The sequence below is a fragment of the Streptomyces sp. NPDC006430 genome, assembly GCF_040612395.1.
Taxonomy (GTDB): Bacteria; Actinomycetota; Actinomycetes; order Streptomycetales; family Streptomycetaceae; genus Streptomyces.
The window spans coordinates 37,490-52,885 of record NZ_JBEXQA010000015.1 but is presented as its reverse complement, the minus strand read 5'-3'; the positions used below and the strand labels follow the sequence as shown (position 1 = coordinate 52,885).

The 15,396-nt window shown below is 71.5% G+C and carries 14 protein-coding genes and 1 pseudogene; 9 read left to right on the top strand and 6 right to left on the bottom strand.

The genetic code is table 11. The features are described from left to right. Positions 1 to 19: 19 nt before the first annotated feature. The 4 genes from ABZZ20_RS21870 to ABZZ20_RS21855 form a co-directional block, all read right to left on the bottom strand. A complete protein-coding gene (locus ABZZ20_RS21870; RefSeq protein ID WP_356871963.1) occupies positions 20 to 1,162 on the bottom strand; it encodes an acyl-CoA dehydrogenase family protein in 1,143 nt (380 codons plus the stop codon). A 9-nt stretch (positions 1,163 to 1,171) separates the two neighbouring features. Continuing rightward, positions 1,172 to 2,197, bottom strand: coding sequence for an LLM class F420-dependent oxidoreductase (locus ABZZ20_RS21865; protein ID WP_356871961.1), 1,026 nt, complete (start codon positions 2,195 to 2,197; stop codon positions 1,172 to 1,174). Then, entirely contained in the window at positions 2,197 to 3,351 is a 1,155-nt protein-coding gene (locus ABZZ20_RS21860; RefSeq protein ID WP_356871959.1) for a CaiB/BaiF CoA-transferase family protein, read from the bottom strand. Before ABZZ20_RS21860 ends, ABZZ20_RS21865 begins: the two co-directional genes overlap by 1 nt. 94 nt (positions 3,352 to 3,445) lie before the next feature. After that, on the bottom strand, positions 3,446 to 3,853 hold the full coding sequence (locus tag ABZZ20_RS21855; RefSeq protein WP_356871958.1) for an MmcQ/YjbR family DNA-binding protein: 408 nt from the start codon (positions 3,851 to 3,853) through the stop codon (positions 3,446 to 3,448). A 215-nt stretch (positions 3,854 to 4,068) separates the two neighbouring features. Between ABZZ20_RS21855 and ABZZ20_RS21850 the strand changes: the two genes are divergently transcribed. The 3 genes from ABZZ20_RS21850 (at position 4,069) to ABZZ20_RS21840 (ending at position 8,907) form a co-directional block, all read left to right on the top strand. Beyond that, positions 4,069 to 5,706, top strand: coding sequence for a hypothetical protein (locus ABZZ20_RS21850; RefSeq protein WP_356871956.1), 1,638 nt, complete (start codon positions 4,069 to 4,071; stop codon positions 5,704 to 5,706). 245 nt (positions 5,707 to 5,951) lie between these two features. Then, positions 5,952 to 7,577 (top strand): hypothetical protein, encoded by a 1,626-nt coding sequence (locus ABZZ20_RS21845; protein WP_356871954.1) that lies wholly within the window; start codon positions 5,952 to 5,954, stop codon positions 7,575 to 7,577. Between the two features lie 121 nt (positions 7,578 to 7,698). Continuing rightward, positions 7,699 to 8,907, top strand: coding sequence for a saccharopine dehydrogenase NADP-binding domain-containing protein (locus ABZZ20_RS21840; protein ID WP_356871953.1), 1,209 nt, complete (start codon positions 7,699 to 7,701; stop codon positions 8,905 to 8,907). 20 nt (positions 8,908 to 8,927) lie between these two features. On the opposite strand, the gene ABZZ20_RS21835 is transcribed toward ABZZ20_RS21840, so the two are convergent. After that, positions 8,928 to 9,605, bottom strand: a complete 678-nt coding sequence (locus ABZZ20_RS21835) for an endonuclease V (RefSeq protein ID WP_356871951.1) — start codon at positions 9,603 to 9,605, stop codon at positions 8,928 to 8,930. Positions 9,606 to 9,631: 26 nt separating this feature from the next. On the opposite strand from ABZZ20_RS21835, the gene ABZZ20_RS21830 reads away from it, so the two are divergent. Both ABZZ20_RS21830 and ABZZ20_RS21825 read left to right on the top strand, forming a co-directional pair. Continuing rightward, positions 9,632 to 9,931: a YciI family protein gene (locus ABZZ20_RS21830; protein ID WP_356871949.1), complete on the top strand. Its 300-nt coding sequence runs from the start codon at positions 9,632 to 9,634 to the stop codon at positions 9,929 to 9,931. Positions 9,932 to 10,064: 133 nt separating this feature from the next. Beyond that, positions 10,065 to 10,568: a GNAT family N-acetyltransferase gene (locus tag ABZZ20_RS21825; RefSeq protein ID WP_356871947.1), complete on the top strand. Its 504-nt coding sequence runs from the start codon at positions 10,065 to 10,067 to the stop codon at positions 10,566 to 10,568. A gap of 7 nt (positions 10,569 to 10,575) precedes the next feature. On the opposite strand, the gene ABZZ20_RS21820 is transcribed toward ABZZ20_RS21825, so the two are convergent. Further along, positions 10,576 to 11,697, bottom strand: a complete 1,122-nt coding sequence (locus ABZZ20_RS21820) for an oxidoreductase (protein ID WP_356871946.1) — start codon at positions 11,695 to 11,697, stop codon at positions 10,576 to 10,578. A 74-nt stretch (positions 11,698 to 11,771) separates the two neighbouring features. Here ABZZ20_RS21820 and ABZZ20_RS21815 point away from each other — a divergent pair, with 74 nt between their 5' ends. The 4 genes and pseudogenes from ABZZ20_RS21815 (at position 11,772) to ABZZ20_RS21800 (ending at position 15,361) form a co-directional block, all read left to right on the top strand. Further along, a complete protein-coding gene (locus tag ABZZ20_RS21815) occupies positions 11,772 to 12,188 on the top strand; it encodes a (4Fe-4S)-binding protein (RefSeq protein ID WP_356871944.1) in 417 nt (138 codons plus the stop codon). Between the two features lie 177 nt (positions 12,189 to 12,365). Further along, positions 12,366 to 12,782 carry an SsgA family sporulation/cell division regulator gene (locus ABZZ20_RS21810; RefSeq protein WP_356871942.1) on the top strand — a complete coding sequence of 139 codons (417 nt, stop codon included), beginning with the start codon at positions 12,366 to 12,368 and terminating at the stop codon, positions 12,780 to 12,782. Positions 12,783 to 12,947: 165 nt separating this feature from the next. Then, positions 12,948 to 13,227, top strand: a pseudogene (locus ABZZ20_RS21805) (transposase); the annotation flags it as partial. A gap of 493 nt (positions 13,228 to 13,720) precedes the next feature. Then, positions 13,721 to 15,361: an ABC-F family ATP-binding cassette domain-containing protein gene (locus ABZZ20_RS21800; RefSeq protein WP_356871940.1), complete on the top strand. Its 1,641-nt coding sequence runs from the start codon at positions 13,721 to 13,723 to the stop codon at positions 15,359 to 15,361. The last annotated feature ends 35 nt before the right edge of the window (positions 15,362 to 15,396 follow it).

Sequence of the window (15,396 nt, the reverse complement as noted above, 5' to 3'; positions counted from 1 at the left end):
TCAAGCCTTTCGAGGGAGGTTAGCCGAGCAGGGAACGCCCGATGATCTCTTTCATGATCTCGGTCGTGCCGCCGTAGATGGTCTGGATGCGGCCGTCGGTGAAGGCCCGTGCGACCCGGTATTCGGTCATGTATCCGTATCCGCCGTGCAGTTGCAGGCAGCGGTCGGCGACCCGCTTCTGGAGCTCGGTCGCCCACCACTTGGCCATCGAGGCGTGGACGTGGTCCAGTTCGCCATTGGAGTGGTCGACGATGCACCGGTCCAGGAAGGTGCGGGTGACGGCGCACTCGGTGGCCATCTCCGCGATCTCGAAGCGGATGTGCTGGAGCTTGGAGAGCGGTCGCCCGAAGGCCTCGCGTTCCTTGACGTACTGGGTGGTGATCTCCAGTAGGTACTCCGCGGCGGTGATACCGGCCATCGCGATGCCCATCCGCTCCTGCGCGAGATTGGTCATCAGGTGGACGAAGGCGCCGTTCGGTTCGCCGAGCAGGTTCTCCTTGGGGACCCGGACGTCGTGGAAGAACAGCTCCGCGGTGTCCTGCGCCTTCTGGCCGATCTTGTCGAGGTTGCGACCGCGCTCGAAGCCCTCGGTGCCTCGCTCGACCACCAGCAGCGACAGGCCGTGCGCGCCGCCCTCGGGAGTGGTCCTGGCGACCACGATCACCAGGTCGGCCAGGATGCCGTTGGAGATGAAGGTCTTGGAGCCGTTGAGCACCCAGTGGTCGCCCCGGTCCTCCGCGGTGGTCCGGATGCCCTGGAGGTCGGAGCCCGCGCCCGGCTCGGTCATCGCGATGGCGGTGATCGTCTCGCCGGAGCAGAAGCCGGGCAACCAGCGCCGCTTCTGCTCGGGGGTGGCCAGCGAGGTCAGGTACGGTCCGATGATGTCGTTGTGCAGGCCGATCGCGAGACCGGCCGCGCCGGCCCGGGTGAACTCCTCGGCGATCACGGCGGCGTAGCGGAAGTCGGTGTTCCCGCCGCCCCCGTACTCTTCCGGGACGGCCAGGCCCAGCAGGCCCTGCCGTCCGGCGGCCCGCCAGACCTCGCGGCTGACGATGCCGTCCTTCTCCCACTGCTCGTAGTGCGGCAGCACCTCCTTGGTGAGGAAGGTGCGGACGGTTTCGCGGAACGCCTCGTGGTCGGCGTCGAAGATGCGGCGTTGCATCGGGGCCCCCTAGAGCCAGCTCTTGACGGTTTCGATCAGTCGGGCCGGCTCGGCGCCGACGGGCTGGACGTTGAGCATGGTGACGCCCGCCTCCCGGAAGGCCTCGACCCGCTCGCGTACGTAACTCGCCGGGCCGCACAACGTCATGAGCTCGCAGAACTCGTCCGGAACGGCAGCCGCCGCGTCGCGCTTGCGGCCGGAGAGGTAGAGCTCCTGGATCGTGCGGGCCTCCTCTTCGTAGCCGTAGGCCACGGCGAGGTCGTTGTAGAAGTTCTTGCCGACCGCGCCCATCCCGCCGACGTACAGCGCGATCTGCGGGCGCGCGAGGTCCCGTACGGCGGCAGCGTCCTCGCCGATCGCGAGCAGCCCGCCCGCTACGGTCTGGAGCGGGCCGAGCTCCGGGGCGCGCCGGGCCGCGCCCTCGTCGAGGGCGCTCCCCCACACGGCGCGGGCCTTCTCCGGGAGGAACAGCGTGGGCAGCCAGCCGTCGGCGATCTCGGCCGTCATCCGTACGTTCGCCGGTCCCAGCGAGGCGATGTAGACGGGGATGGCGTCGCGGACCGGGCGGGTGAGGATCTTCAGCGGCTTGCCGTGCCGGCCGCCCTTCTCCGGCGGCAGCGGCATGTCGGTGATGCCGTGGTGGTCGATCGTCTCGCGCCGCCAGATCCGGCGGCAGAGCTCGACCGTTTCGCGGGTCCGGCCGAGCGGCCTGTCGTACGGCTTCCCGTGCCACCCCTCCACGACCTGCGGCCCGGACGCGCCGAGCCCCAGCAGCGCCCGGCCGCCCGACACGGCGTCGAGACCTGCCGCCGTCTGGGCGATGAGCGCGGGGGTGCGGGAGTAAACGTTGAGAATGGCCGAGCCGATCTTCATCCGCTCGGTGCGGGCCGCCAGATAGCCCATGATCGTCGCCGAGTCGAAGCCCCAGGCCTCGGCGACCCACACGGCGTCGAGGCCGGCCGTCTCCAGGGCCGCCGCCGCATCGGCAGCCCCGCGCGGGTCTGCGGCGTAGTCGAGCATCATGGACAGTTCCATCAGGCGCCCTTCCCCTTCAGGCCCGGCACGTCCCAGTCACGGGCCACGGATTCGGTGTCCGCCCCGGGCAGGGCGGGGCCGCCGGTGACCGCGACCGGGGTGGCCGAGAAGCGGGGGGCGGGTGCGGGCTGGGTGATCCCGCCGAAGTCGGTGAAGGTGGCACGGGCGGCGAGGTGCGGGTGGTGCGGGGCCTCGCGCAGGGACAGCACGGGCGCCACGCAGGCGTCGGTGCCCTCGAAGACCGCCGTCCACTCCTCGCGCGTACGGGACTTGAAGCGGGCGGCGACGGCCTCGCGGAGCTCGCCCCAGCGGGCCAGGTCCTTGCGGGCGGGGGCGCGGTCCTTGATGCCGAGCAGCTCCACGAAGGTGTCGTAGAACTGCTGCTCCAGCGCCCCGACCGCCATGTACCGGCCGTCGGAGGTCTCGTAGGTGCCGTAGAAGGGGCAGCCGCCGTCGAGGAGGTTGGCCCCGCGCCGGTCCTGCCAGCCGCCGGCGGCCATCATTCCGTGGATCATCGCGGTGAGGTGGGCGGTGCCGTCGACGATGGCCGCGTCCACGACCTGGCCGGTACCCGACGGGGTACGGGCGTGCTGGAGGGCCGCGAGGACGCCGATGACGAGGTAGAGCGAGCCGCCCGCGTAGTCCCCGACGAGGTTGGCGGGGACCGCCGGCGGCTCGCCGGGGCTGCCGATCATGCCGAGGGCGCCGGTGACGGCGATGTACGCGATGTCGTGCCCGGCGGTGTGGGCGAGCGGGCCGTCCTGGCCCCAGCCGGTCATCCGGCCGTACACCAGTTTGGGGTTGCGGGCGTGACACGCGGCGGGGCCGACTCCCAGCCGCTCGGCGACCCCGGGGCGGAAGCCCTCGATCAGCACGTCGGCCCGCTCGACCAGCTCCAGCACCCGGGCGGGCCCGTCGGCGGACTTCAGGTCGACCAGTACGGACCGTTTGTTCCGATTGGTGACGTCGTACGCGGGGTTCACCGCGAGCCCGCCACCGCCGGGGCGGTCCACCCGTACGACGTCCGCGCCCAGGTCGGCGAGGAGCATCGCGGCGAACGGGCCGGGGCCGATGCCCGCCAGCTCGACGACGCGCACGCCCGCGAGCGGGCCTTTGCGGGGGCCGTCGCCGGGCGCGTTCCCTGTCACTGCCATCGAGCCCCCAGCATCCTGGTGTGGAGTGTGTGACACAACTGATGTAACACCAGCGATGCTAGGAACGTGTTCCACTCAGCACAAGAGCAAGCGCTTAGCCGTTTTCCGCCGTGGCTCGTTCCGGACTCCGGGCATCGAGCTCCTTGACCTGCCGCTTGGGCGCAACCGTCCGGTAGCTCTCCTCCACCCACTCGCACAGCACCTCGACGGAAGGCGCCCCCTTCTGGCCGAGCGGAACGGTCACCCAACCGGACCGACCCAGGCCGTATCCGGTCGGCGCCGCCCCGGGTGCGGCCATGGCGTGACCGTGCAGCGCCTCGTCCTTGAGCTTCACGGAGAGGCCGGGCGGCCCGGGGCCGTCGGCGTTGCCCAGGAAGACGAAGATCTTCTTGTTGACCTTCACCACGCAGTCCTCAGGCCCCCAGGGGTACTCCTCCCCCGCCTCCGGCAGCCCGCGCGCGAACTCCCGTACGGCCTCCCACTTGCGCACAGCAGCCTTCATCCACGCCTCCACCCAGTACAGATCCACTTGGCCGTACGAACGGTCGACGGCCAGGCCAGGCCCTGCCGTCGACACCGTCGAACAACCGGACTGTGGACCTCCGGAGGGCGTTAAGAGATACCCCGGAATCCGAGTGATCAATCGCCGCTCGGCTATGTACCCTGAGCGGGCTTCGCATCCCGATCAAGGGATCGGCAGACATTTGGGGGGGCTCGGTGTCATACCGACGCATCGCTGCATCCGCCGCCGTACTCGCGGCCGGCATCTCTCTCGTCCCGGGTCTGGCCCACGCGGCCGACCCGTCCACCGGCAAGGCCCACGGGGTGACCACGCCCGGCCTGAGCAAGGCCGCGGCACCGAAGTTCACCGACTTCAACAGCCCGGCCGTCCAGGGCAAGACCGCTGCCCCGCAGGCGCCGTCCACCGGCGCGAACCCCACCCTCGCGGTGGGTCTGCACGCCGTGACCACCAGCGCGCACGGGCTCAAGCTGGACACCGCCATCACGAGCGCGGACGCGCCACTGACGATCAGCATCGCCTGGGGCGACAACACGACGAGCCAGGAACGCGCCGCCGGCACCCAGACCGTGACGACGCCGCACACCTACGCCCACGTCGGCACCTACACGATCAAGGTCACGGTGGTCGACCAGAACACCCAGGCCGTGGTCTCCAACGAGGTCGTGGTCACGACGGAGGGCTCGGACTACACCCCGTACGGCCCGACCCGTCTGCTGGACACCCGCAACGGGACCGGCGCGGCCCAGGCCAAGGTCGCCCCCTACACCGCCACCCACCTCAAGATAGCCGGGAACGGCAACATCCCGGCCGGGGTGACCGCGGTGGCCCTCAACGTCACCGTCACCAACACCGCCAGCGGCGGCCACATCACCGCCTACGCGGGCGGCGGCCAGCGCCCCTCCACGTCGAACGTCAACTTCGTCCCCGGGCAGACCGTGCCCAACCTGACCATCGTGCCGGTCAGCAAGGACGGGTACGTCGACCTGTACAACGGCGGCTGGGAGTCGGTCGACCTGATCGCCGACGTCACCGGCTACTTCACCCAGTCCGCGTCCAGCGGCTACACCCCGCTGAATCCGGCCCGCATCGTCGACACCCGCTCCGGCCTGGGCACCGCCCAGGGCCAGGTCGCCGGGCAGACCTCGTTCGGCGTGCAGATCAGCGGCCAGGGCGGCGTGAACCCGGGCGCCACCGCGGTGGCGCTCAACGTGACCGTCACCAACCCGCGCCAGGACGGCCACCTGACCGTCTACCCGGGCGGCCAGCAGGCCCCGACGGCCTCCAACGTGAACTTCACCGCCGACCAGACCATCGCCAACTCGGTCATCGTCCCCGTCGGCCCCGACGGCAAGATCAACGTCCGCAACGGCGCCTGGGCGGGCATCGACGTCATCGTCGACGTCGTCGGCTACTACAGCCCCTACAGCGCGAGCGCGTACGTGCCGGTCCGACCCACCCGGCTGCTCGACACCCGCGACAGCGCCGACTGGGCCGACGGTCCGCTCGGCGGTCGCGGCTACATCTACATGCCGCTCGCCTCGGGCTACCCGCACACCAAGGGCTTCGTGCTGAACTCCACGGTGACCAACACCCGGGACAGCGGCTTCCTCGCCGTCACCCCGGACCCGTACACCAAGGAGCAGTACGAGAACGGCACGGCGGGCTGGCCCGCCACGCCCACCTCCTCGACCCTCAACTGGACGACGGGCAAGACCGTCCCGAACCTCGTCCAGGCGGGCGTGGGCTACACCGGCATCATCGACTTCTGGAACCAGAGCGACGGCGACATCGACCTCATCGTCGACCTCTTCGGCGTCTACGAGGACAACTGACCTCGGCCCGCCCCGCTGAACGACAGCGCCCCGGAAACGGCTGATCAGGCCGCCTCCGGGGCGCTTTCATTGCCATGAACGTCACAAGGGTGGGGGCGCCTGAGCGGCCGCTTGGACGGTCTGTACTCTGAGCTCGTTTTCCGTCCTTGATCAAGGCTTCAACGAACTTTGGAGTGCCGGTGTCCTACCGCCGACTCGCAGCGTCCGCCGCCGTTTTTGCGGCCGGCATTTCCCTCATACCGGGCATGGCCCATGCGGCCGACACGACTTCCGGTAGTGCCCACGGCGTCACGAAGCCCGACCTCACCGAGGCCGGTGCGTCGAACCTCTCGAAGTTCACCAGCTCCGCCGACCAGTCGGTCCGACTGGCGGCGCCCACCACCACTACCACCACCAAGAGCAAGCTGGCGGCCCCGCAGACCGTTGCCGCCACGGGCGTCGAGGGCAACCCGACCCTCGCGGTGGGCCTGGAAGCCATCTCCGTCACCGCCCACGGATTCGAGCTGGACAGCTCCATCACGAGCGCCACGACCCCGCTCGACATCAGCGTCGCCTGGGGCGACGGGGCCACGACCACCGCCACGGCCGCCGGCACCGAGGTCGTCGTCTCGCAGCACGCCTACGCGGAGCTCGGCCAGTACACGATCAAGGTCACCGTCACGGACAAGACCGCGGGCACCTCGGTCGTCAACCAGGTCGCGGTCACGACGGAGGGTTCGGACTACACCCCGTACGGCCCGACCCGTCTGCTAGACACCCGCAACGGGACCGGCGCACCCAAGGCCAAGGTGGCCCCCTACACCTCGTCCCGGGTGAAGATCGGCGGAAACGGCTCCATCCCGGCGGGCGTCACCGCGGTGGTCCTCAACGTCACCGTCACCAACACCACCAGCGGCGGCCACATCACGGCCTTCGCCGACGGCGACGAGAAGCCGACCACCTCGAACGTGAACTTCGCCCCCGGCCAGACGGTCCCGAACCTGGTCATCGTGCCGGTCGGTGCGAACGGCTACGTGGACCTCTACAACGGCGGCTGGGAGTCGGTCGACCTGATCGCCGACGTCACCGGCTACTTCACCCAGTCCGCGTCCAGCGGCTACACCCCGCTGGCGCCGGAACGTTTCGTCGACACCCGCATCGGTCTCGGCACCGCCCAGGGCCAGGTCGCCGGGCAGACCTCGTTCGGTGTCCAGATCGCCGGCAAGGGCCAGGTACCGGCGTCCGGCGTCACCGCCGTGGCGCTCAACGTGACCGTCACCAACCCGCGCCAGGACGGCCACCTGACCGTCTACCCGGGCGGCCAGCAGGCCCCGACGGCCTCCAACGTGAACTTCACCGCCGGCCAGACCATCGCCAACTCGGTCATCGTCCCCGTCGGCCCCGACGGCAAGATCAACGTCCGCAACGGCGCCTGGGCGGGCATCGACGTCATCGTCGACGTCGTCGGCTACTACAGCCCCAACAGCAAGGCGGCCTACCTGCCGTTCGCGCCGGAGCGGCTGATCGACACCCGCGACCCCGCCTCCCCGGTGGCCGGCGCGCTGCCCGGCCGCGAGTACATCTACCTGCCCATCGCCCCGGGCGAGCCCGGCATCAAGGGCTTCGTACTGAACTCCACGGCGACCAACACCAAGGGCACGGGCTTCCTCGCCGTCGCGCCGGACCCGAACACGATGGACCAGTACGCGTCCGACACCGCGGGCACCCCGGCCCCGCCCACCTCCTCGACCCTGAACTGGACGACGGGCAAGACCGTCCCCAACCTGGTCCAGGCGAGCACCGGCTCCAACGGCATCATCGACTTCTTCAACCAGAGCGACGCCGACATCGACCTGGTCGTGGACGTCTTCGGCGTCTACGAGGACAACTGAGCCACCAGGACGCGCCGCTGAACGGCAGCGCCCCGCGAACGGCCGAACAGGCCGCTCCCGGGGCGCTGCCGCTTGCGTACGCTACGTGCCTACAGCGATCTACGGGCAGGGAGGTGCCGTGATGGACGAACAGACCCGGCGCGAGGGGGAACCCGCACGCGAACGGCCGTACGACGTCGTGCTCTTCGGCGCGACCGGCTTCGTCGGGGCACTGACCGCCGAGTACCTCGCCGCGCACGCCCCGGCCGGCTGCCGCTGGGCCCTCGCCGGCCGCGACCTCGGGAAACTGGAGCGGCTGCGCGAGCGGCTGACCGTGCTCGATCCGGGGTGCGCGGGGCTGCCGCTCCTTCGGGCGGACGCCGGGGACGCGCAGGGGCTGCGGGAACTGGCCGCCTCCACACGGGTCCTGGCCACGACCGTCGGACCGTACGTCCTGTACGGCGCGGAGTTGGTCGCCGCCTGCGCCGAGGCGGGTACGGACTACGTGGACCTCACCGGTGAGCCGGAGTTCGTGGACCGTACGTACGTCGAGCACGACGCGCGGGCCAGGGAGACCGGGGCCCGGCTCGTGCACGCCTGCGGCTTCGACTCGATCCCGGCCGACCTCGGCACGTACTTCACGGTGGGACACCTGCCCGAAGGGGTCCCGCTCAGGGTGGACAGTTTCATGCGGTCCAACGCGCTCTTCTCCGGCGGGACCCTGGCCTCCGCCCTCACCGCGATGGGCCGCGGGCCGCAGACCCTGGCCGCGGCCCGCGAGCGCCGGCTGCACGAGCCCCGGGTGCCCGGGCGTCGCGTGCGGGGGCCCTTGGGGGCACCGCGGTTCAGCCGGGAGACCGGCACCTGGGCGCTGCCCCTGCCGACCCTGGACCCCCGGATCGTGGCCCGGTCGGCGGCGGCACTGGAGCGGTACGGTCCGGACTTCCGCTATCGGCAGTACGCCTCGGTGAAGCACCTCCCGGTCGCCGTCGGCGGCGCGGCGGCGGTGGGCGCGACGGTGGCCCTGGCGCAGCTCCCGGCGGCGCGGCGGTGGCTCATGAACCGCTGGGAGCCGGGTCAGGGTCCGGACGCGGAGCGGCGGGCGCGCAGCTGGTTCAGCGTCCGTTTCGTGGCCGAAGGCGGTGGGCGCCGCGTGTTCACCGAGGTCTCGGGCGGCGACCCGGGCTACGGGGAGACCGCCAAGATGTTGGCGGAATCCGCGTTGTGCCTCGCGTACGACGCCCTTCCGCAGCGTGCGGGTCAGCTCACCACGGCGGTGGCGATGGGCGACGCACTGTTGGACCGGCTCCAGAAGGCCGGCATCCGCTTCCGGGTGGCCGCCGTGCGCTGAGCGGGGCGGCCACCCGCGGGTCAGGACGCTTCGCGCAGGGCCCGCCGGCACAGGGAGTCGGCGTGCCGGGTGGTTTCGGGGATGCGGAAGCGGGGGCTCAACGCGAGGGCATGGGCGCAGGCGTTGTCGAGCGAGACGCGGTGGCCGACGGAGACGTACACCGGCTTGATCCCGTCCTGGGTGCGCAGGGCCCGTCCGACGACGGCGCCATCGGGTGCGAGCAGCGGGGTGGCGTCGCCGCGCCGGGCGCCCGGTTCGTCGTAGGTGAACGTGAACGGGTTCTTCGCGACGCCCATGCTCGGCAGGCCCGTGACCACTCCGAGGTGGCAGGCGAGGCCGAACCCGCGCGGGTGGGCGAGGCCGTAGCCGTCGCAGACGACTAGGTCCGGGGTCGCGGTGAGGGCGTCGAGCGCGGCGAGGACGGTGGGCAGTTCGCGGAAGGCGAGCAGCCCAGGCACGTACGGGAAGCTGACGCGCCCGACGGCGGTCGCCTCCTCGACGACGTCGAGGGTGGCGGCGTCGAGGACGACGGCCGCTGCGGCGACCAGGTCGCGCTCGTCGTCGTAGGCGACGTCCACTCCTGCGACGAGTCCTCGTGCGGGCGGCGGGCCGGGCTCGTCGAGCACGACCTGATGGCGTAGTTCGTCTTGTATCGCCCGGGCCTCGGCCTCGTCGGCGGGGGTCTTTGCGCTCGTCATGATGGTGCGAGAGTAGCCTGACGATCATGTTTGTCATGGAGCTCACCTACACCGCACCCGTCGAGGCCGTCGAGGAAGAGATGGACGCCCACATCGCGTGGTTGGACGGCTACTACGCATCGGGCGTCTTCCTCGCCTCGGGCCGCAAGGTCCCGCGCGACGGGGGCGTCATCCTGGCGCACGGGGTCTCCCGCGCGGAGATCGAGAAGATCGCGACGGAGGACCCGTTCACGGTGGCCGGCGTCTGCACCTACCGCATCACGGAGTTCATCGCCACGAGGACCTCGTCGGACCTGGCGGCGGCACGGGAGAACCCGGTGCTCTGAGCGGATCCGGCCGGGTGGGTCCGGGTGGGTGGGTCCGGGTGGGTCCGGGCGACAGTCATCGGCCCGCGGCGCCGCCCGGGCCCGCCCGGAGCCGCTGAGCCACCGCACCCCACCGACCGCTCCTGGAGGCCCCGTGTCCCCTGCAACTCCCCTCTCCCTCCTGCCCCGTTCGGCCACGTGCGCCGACGTCCCCGAGCTGGTCCGGCTCCGAGCCGTGGCCCTCGCCTCCCTCGGTGTCGATCCCGGGGCCGAGGACGCCGCCTGGCGGGACGTCGCCCGGGGGTGGTTCCTGGAGCGGATCGACGAACGCCCCGACGTGCACTGCCTGGTCGTCGGCGGAGCGCCCGGCGAACCGCTGCTGGCCACCGGGATGGCCTGGATCACGTACCACCTACCCAGCCCCCGGTGGATCGACGGGCGACGCGGCTACCTCGACGGCATCGTCACCGACGGGCCCGCCCGCGGGCGCGGGCACGGCCGGCAGATCGTCGACGGGCTCATCGCCTGGCTGAACGGCAACGGGATCCACTACGTCCAGCTGCACGCCAGCTCCGACGGTGAGCCCGTGTACCGGGCGGCGGGCTTCGTCACCGGCCGCTACCCGGGCATGGACCTGTTCACCACGCCCTCGACCTGATCCACGGTCAGGGCCGCGCCGAACGCTCCAGTCTCCCCACCCGCCCCTTCTCCCCCGCGGCCCAACAGCCCCCGTCCGAGGCGCAGTCGACGGTGTCGAACGAGCCCGTCGCCAGCGCCCGCCAACTGTGGCCGCCGTCCGTCGTGACGTCCGTGCCCGTCGGACCGACTGCGAGCGCCGTGCCGCGCGCGTGCGGGAACCAGGCCGCGCCCGAGCGGTAGGCGGGCGGCGGGGTCGGGGCCGGGCTCCAGGTGCGGCCCGCGTCCGACGACACGGCCGCGGCCTGCGGGGAGGCCTGGCCGGTGCGGTAGTCGCCGCCGACCGCGAGGCCCGTCGTACGGTCGCGGAAGGCCAGGGCGAAGACGCCCTTGGCCGGGTCGCCCGCCGGGATTCCGGATTCGGCGACCCGCCAGGTGCGACCGCGGTCCGCGGAGTGAAGGACCCGGGCGACCGCGCCACCACCCGTGGCCAGCCAGACGTCGCGCGGCCCGGCGCTCACCAGACACTGGCCGCTCGCCGCGAAGCCCGCCTCGCCCGGCAGGGCGGCGGGCATCCCCGTGCCCGGCAGCACCGCCCAGTTCCGTCCGCCGTCGTCCGTCGACAGGATCCGGAACGCACCGTCCACCGGGTCGCTCACGGCCAGCCCGTGCCGGGAATCGAAGAAGGTCAGGCAATCGTAGAAGGCGCGCGGGTCGGGGTTGCGGAAGGTCTCCGTCCATGTGGCGCCGCCGTCCTCGGTGCGCAGCACCCGGGAGGCCGCGCCCTCCCCGATGGAGAGGGCCACCGCACGGCGCCCGTCGAGGGCCTCGATGTCGCGCAGCTCCAGGCCCTCCGCGACGGCGCCCGGCGGCGAGACGTCCCGCCAGGTGCGGCCCCCGTCGACCGTGCGCAGCACCGTGCCCTTGGAGCCGGCCACCCAGGCCGTGGACCGGCTGACCGCCGCCAGCCCTCGGAAGCGGGAGTCCTTGCCGGTCTCCTTCAGGGCCCAATCCGCGCCCCGTACGTCCTGGCCGTCCCGTGCGTCCGACCCGCCCCACGCGTCCCGCATTCCGGTCTCCGCGTGCGCCGGGGCGGCCAACAGCCCCACCGCCAGGACCGCCGCGCACATGCCAACTCCCAGAAGTCTCATGGCGCCGGAAGCTAATGCACCCCGGATTCGGCGTCCAGGGTGCGTCCGCGCCGCCGCGTTCCTAGGCTGAGGCCATGCCCTCCAAGGAACCCAAGTCCTACGGCGGCAAGCGCATCACCGTCACCTACGACGGCGGGCGGTGCCTGCACGCCGCCGCATGCGTGCGCGGCCTGCCCGAGGTGTTCGACTCCGGGCGGCGCCCGTGGGTCCAACCGGACGGCGCCGCCCCGGAACGGGTCGCCGAGGCGATCCGCCGCTGCCCTTCGGGCGCGCTGCAGTACCGGCTCGCCGACGACGGGCCCACCGAGGAGCCGGACCGGCCGACCACGGTCGCACGGTCGCCCGCCGGCCGGCTCGTGATGCGCGGCGAGCTGCACGTGACGACCGCGGACGGGACCGTCCGCAGGGAGACCCGGGCCGTACTTTGCGCCTGTGGAGTGAGCGGGAATCAGCCGTTCTGCGACGACTCCGGAGCGTGCAGCGGCGACTGAGGGCCTTCGCACACACTCCCCACATCGTCACTCTGTGCGATCAAACAGGCGCATTCCAGCCAATCGGTGACACAGCTCACGTCAGTTCGCGTGCACGGATTTGCCGATTCCGGCGTCTATCCGGTTGCCGGGTTCCACCCCACCCCCGGCAGGAGATCCGCCGCAAGGGAGCGAGCCTTGATCACTGTTATCGAGCAGGCCGTGCAGGCACGTCTGGTCGCCACCGCCCCGAAGGTCGAGACCGTGCCCGTCACGCTCTGCTACGACCGGGCGGATCCCTTCGCCGTGCGCATGGCCTTTCCCGCCCCCGCCACCCTGGAGGGCGTCGAGGTCTCGTGGACCTTCGCGCGCGAGCTCCTCGAATCGGGCCTGGACCGCCCGACGGGCTGCGGTGATGTGCGGGTGCGGCCGTACGACACGGATCGGACCACGATCGAGTTCCACGCGTCCGAGGGGGTGGCGATCGTGCTGATGCTGACGGCCGAACTGCACGGGTTCCTGGAACGGGCCGCGGCGATCGTGCCGCCGGGCCTGGAGCACCTGTACCTCGACATGGACCACGACCTGGCCGAGCTGATGCGCGACCCCCGCTGAGCTTTTCGTTTGACCTCGCCGGTCACCCGACCTGCTGGTCTTGGTTCGTTCCGGGGACAGCAGGACGGCCGGCCGTTCTTCACGCTTCAAGGTGCCGAGCAACGTCGCGTGAAGGAACGGCCGTTGGTGAGGAGCCTCGCCCCTGAACAGTCCGTTGATGCCGCGCTGGGTGTCCTGTCCCACTTTCATGTCCAGTTCTACGACTGCCTTTACAGTCGGACGGATGCGCTCTTCGAGCTCACCGACACGGTCCTGTGCGCCGATGGTCCGGTCACCTCATTGGTCGAGCTGACGTTGACGGCTGAGCGCCGGCGTGGGCACGGGGCGATGTACGACGCGGTCGACCACGGCCGGCTGGAGCCGCGCCGCCTACGCAGACTGCTTGCCTCTACGCCCGCTGCCACGGGCCACGCACGGGCGGATCGTGCACGCGGTGGAGGTGAGCGGCGTGGGCTTGACCTCGGGATCGCCGAGTTTGGCGTGCAGGTCCAGGCGGATCCTCTCCAGCTCCAGCGTCGACCATCCTCAGGGGATCAGTCACGGTGACGCGCCCGTGGGGGCCGCGGCGGACGGACGTGGTGCCAGCGCGGGCCGCTGACGGGCAGGGTGTCCGCTTCGGGGCGCGGAACCGGGTACCGCAGCAGCACGCCCAGAGGTCAAAAGACAAGCTGAGGCGGTCCGTCGAAATACGTTTGCGGGCGGCTCGGGCCACCCGTAGTTTCGTCGCTGTCCCCCGGGCCGCCGCCCGCTGGGCCCCACCACCGCCGTCGAAAACGGAGTAGGACATTGCTCGTCTGAGGTTCGAGACACCGACCGGCCGACCCCACGGCACTCACGCCACCGCGTGACCGTCGTGGCCGCCTCGGCCCTCGTGGCCGTGTCCACCGTCGGCTGTCTCCCCGCGTTGCACGCACCACTCACGCAACCTGGAGGCCTCCATGAGTCACCCCCCTGCTTTCATCACCTGCTCCGACCTGTCCTTCGACTGGCCCGACGGAACCCCCGTCTTCGACGGCTTCCAGCTGGCTGTCGGCCCCGGCCGCACCGGCCTGATCGGGCTCAACGGCTGCGGGAAGTCCACCCTCCTGAAGCTGATCTCGGGCGAACTGACCCCGTCCGATGGCCAGTTGTCCGTGGCAGGTACCCTCGGCCACCTTCCGCAGACCGTCACGCTCGACACTGCTCTGCGCGTGGACGAGGCCCTCGGAATCCACACCGCCCGCGCCGCCCTGCACGCCATCGAGGCGGGTGAGGCCACCGAGGCGAACTTCGCAGCGATCGGCGACGACTGGGACGTCGAGGAGCGGGCGCTGGCCACGCTCGACCAACTCGGCCTCGCCCGGATCGGCCTCGACCGCACGGTCGGCGAACTGTCCGGCGGTGAATGCGTGTTGATCCGACTCGCGGCCCTGCTGCTCGCCCGCCCCGACGTCCTGCTGCTGGACGAGCCGACCAACAACCTGGACCTGCGGGCCCGGCGCCGCCTCTACGCGGCGGTCGAGTCCTGGTCCGGGGTGATGCTCCTGGTCAGCCATGACCGGGAGCTGCTGGAGCGGGTCGATCAGATCGCCGATCTGCACGACGGTGAAGTCCGCTGGTACGGAGGGAACTTCACGGCCTACGAGGAGCAGCTCGCGGCCGAGCAGGCGGCGGCCGAGCGGACGGTCCGGGTCGCGGAGGCCGACGTACAGCGGCAGAAGCGGGAACTGGCGGATGCACACGTCAAATTGGCGCGGCGCAAGCGGTACGGCCAGAAGATGTACGAGTCCAAGCGCGAGCCGAAGATCGTCATGGGCGCCCGCAAGCGCGCGGCGCAGGAGTCGGCCGGCAAACACCGCATCATGCACACCGAGAAGCTGGCACAGGCGAAGGAGCGGCTGGACCGGGCGGCGGAGGCGGTCCGGGACGATGCGGAGATCCGGATCGAGCTGCCCGCCACACAGGTGCCGCCGGGGCGCCGGGTGTTGACGCTGAGCGACGTGCACCTGGCGCACGGGGCCGGGGCGGCGGGCGAGTGGGAGGTGCACGGCCCGGAGCGCATCGCCCTGGTCGGTCGCAACGGCTCGGGCAAGACGACCCTGCTGCGGACGATCGCGGGACTGCTGGCACCGGTGTCCGGGGAAGCCGTGGCCCACGTGCCCGCGCGGTTCCTGCCGCAACGGCTGGACGTGCTCGACGAGAGCCGTTCGGTGGTGGAGAACGTGGCGCGGTTCGCACCGCTTGCCTCGAACAACCTGATCCGGGCGCGGCTCGCGCACTTCCTGTTCCGGGGCGCCCGTGCCGACCGGCCGGCCGGCACGCTCTCGGGCGGCGAGCGGTTCCGGGCGGCGCTGGCGGCGCTGCTGCTGGCGGAGCCGGCTCCCCAGCTGTTGATGCTGGACGAACCCACGAACAACCTGGACCTGGCGAGCGTGCGCCAGCTCACGGAGGCGTTGGAGGCCTACGAGGGCGCGCTGCTGGTGGCGAGCCACGACGTGCCGTTCCTGGAGTCGATCGGGATCACCCGGTGGCTGCTGCTCGACGGGGAGCTGCGGTCGACCACGGCCGAGGAGGTCCGGGAGGGGCTGTGGAGCGCGTGAGGGGCGGGGCGCGCCGCCGCCGCACGCCGGCTTCC

What these genes read in the sequence shown, in the direction of transcription:
- ABZZ20_RS21840 (WP_356871953.1), top strand. Translation starts at nt 7,699, where the DNA reads ATGGACGAACAGACCCGGCGCGAGGGGGAACCCGCACGCGAACGGCCG.
- ABZZ20_RS21830 (WP_356871949.1), top strand. Translation starts at nt 9,632, where the DNA reads ATGTTTGTCATGGAGCTCACCTACACCGCACCCGTCGAGGCCGTCGAG.
- ABZZ20_RS21815 (WP_356871944.1), top strand. Translation starts at nt 11,772, where the DNA reads ATGCCCTCCAAGGAACCCAAGTCCTACGGCGGCAAGCGCATCACCGTC.
- ABZZ20_RS21800 (WP_356871940.1), top strand. Translation starts at nt 13,721, where the DNA reads ATGAGTCACCCCCCTGCTTTCATCACCTGCTCCGACCTGTCCTTCGAC.
- ABZZ20_RS21835 (WP_356871951.1), bottom strand. Translation starts at nt 9,605, where the DNA reads ATGACGAGCGCAAAGACCCCCGCCGACGAGGCCGAGGCCCGGGCGATA.
- ABZZ20_RS21865 (WP_356871961.1), bottom strand. Translation starts at nt 2,197, where the DNA reads ATGGAACTGTCCATGATGCTCGACTACGCCGCAGACCCGCGCGGGGCT.
- ABZZ20_RS21845 (WP_356871954.1), top strand. Translation starts at nt 5,952, where the DNA reads ATGGCCCATGCGGCCGACACGACTTCCGGTAGTGCCCACGGCGTCACG.
- ABZZ20_RS21855 (WP_356871958.1), bottom strand. Translation starts at nt 3,853, where the DNA reads ATGAAGGCTGCTGTGCGCAAGTGGGAGGCCGTACGGGAGTTCGCGCGC.
- ABZZ20_RS21870 (WP_356871963.1), bottom strand. Translation starts at nt 1,162, where the DNA reads ATGCAACGCCGCATCTTCGACGCCGACCACGAGGCGTTCCGCGAAACC.
- ABZZ20_RS21860 (WP_356871959.1), bottom strand. Translation starts at nt 3,351, where the DNA reads ATGGCAGTGACAGGGAACGCGCCCGGCGACGGCCCCCGCAAAGGCCCG.
- ABZZ20_RS21820 (WP_356871946.1), bottom strand. Translation starts at nt 11,697, where the DNA reads ATGAGACTTCTGGGAGTTGGCATGTGCGCGGCGGTCCTGGCGGTGGGG.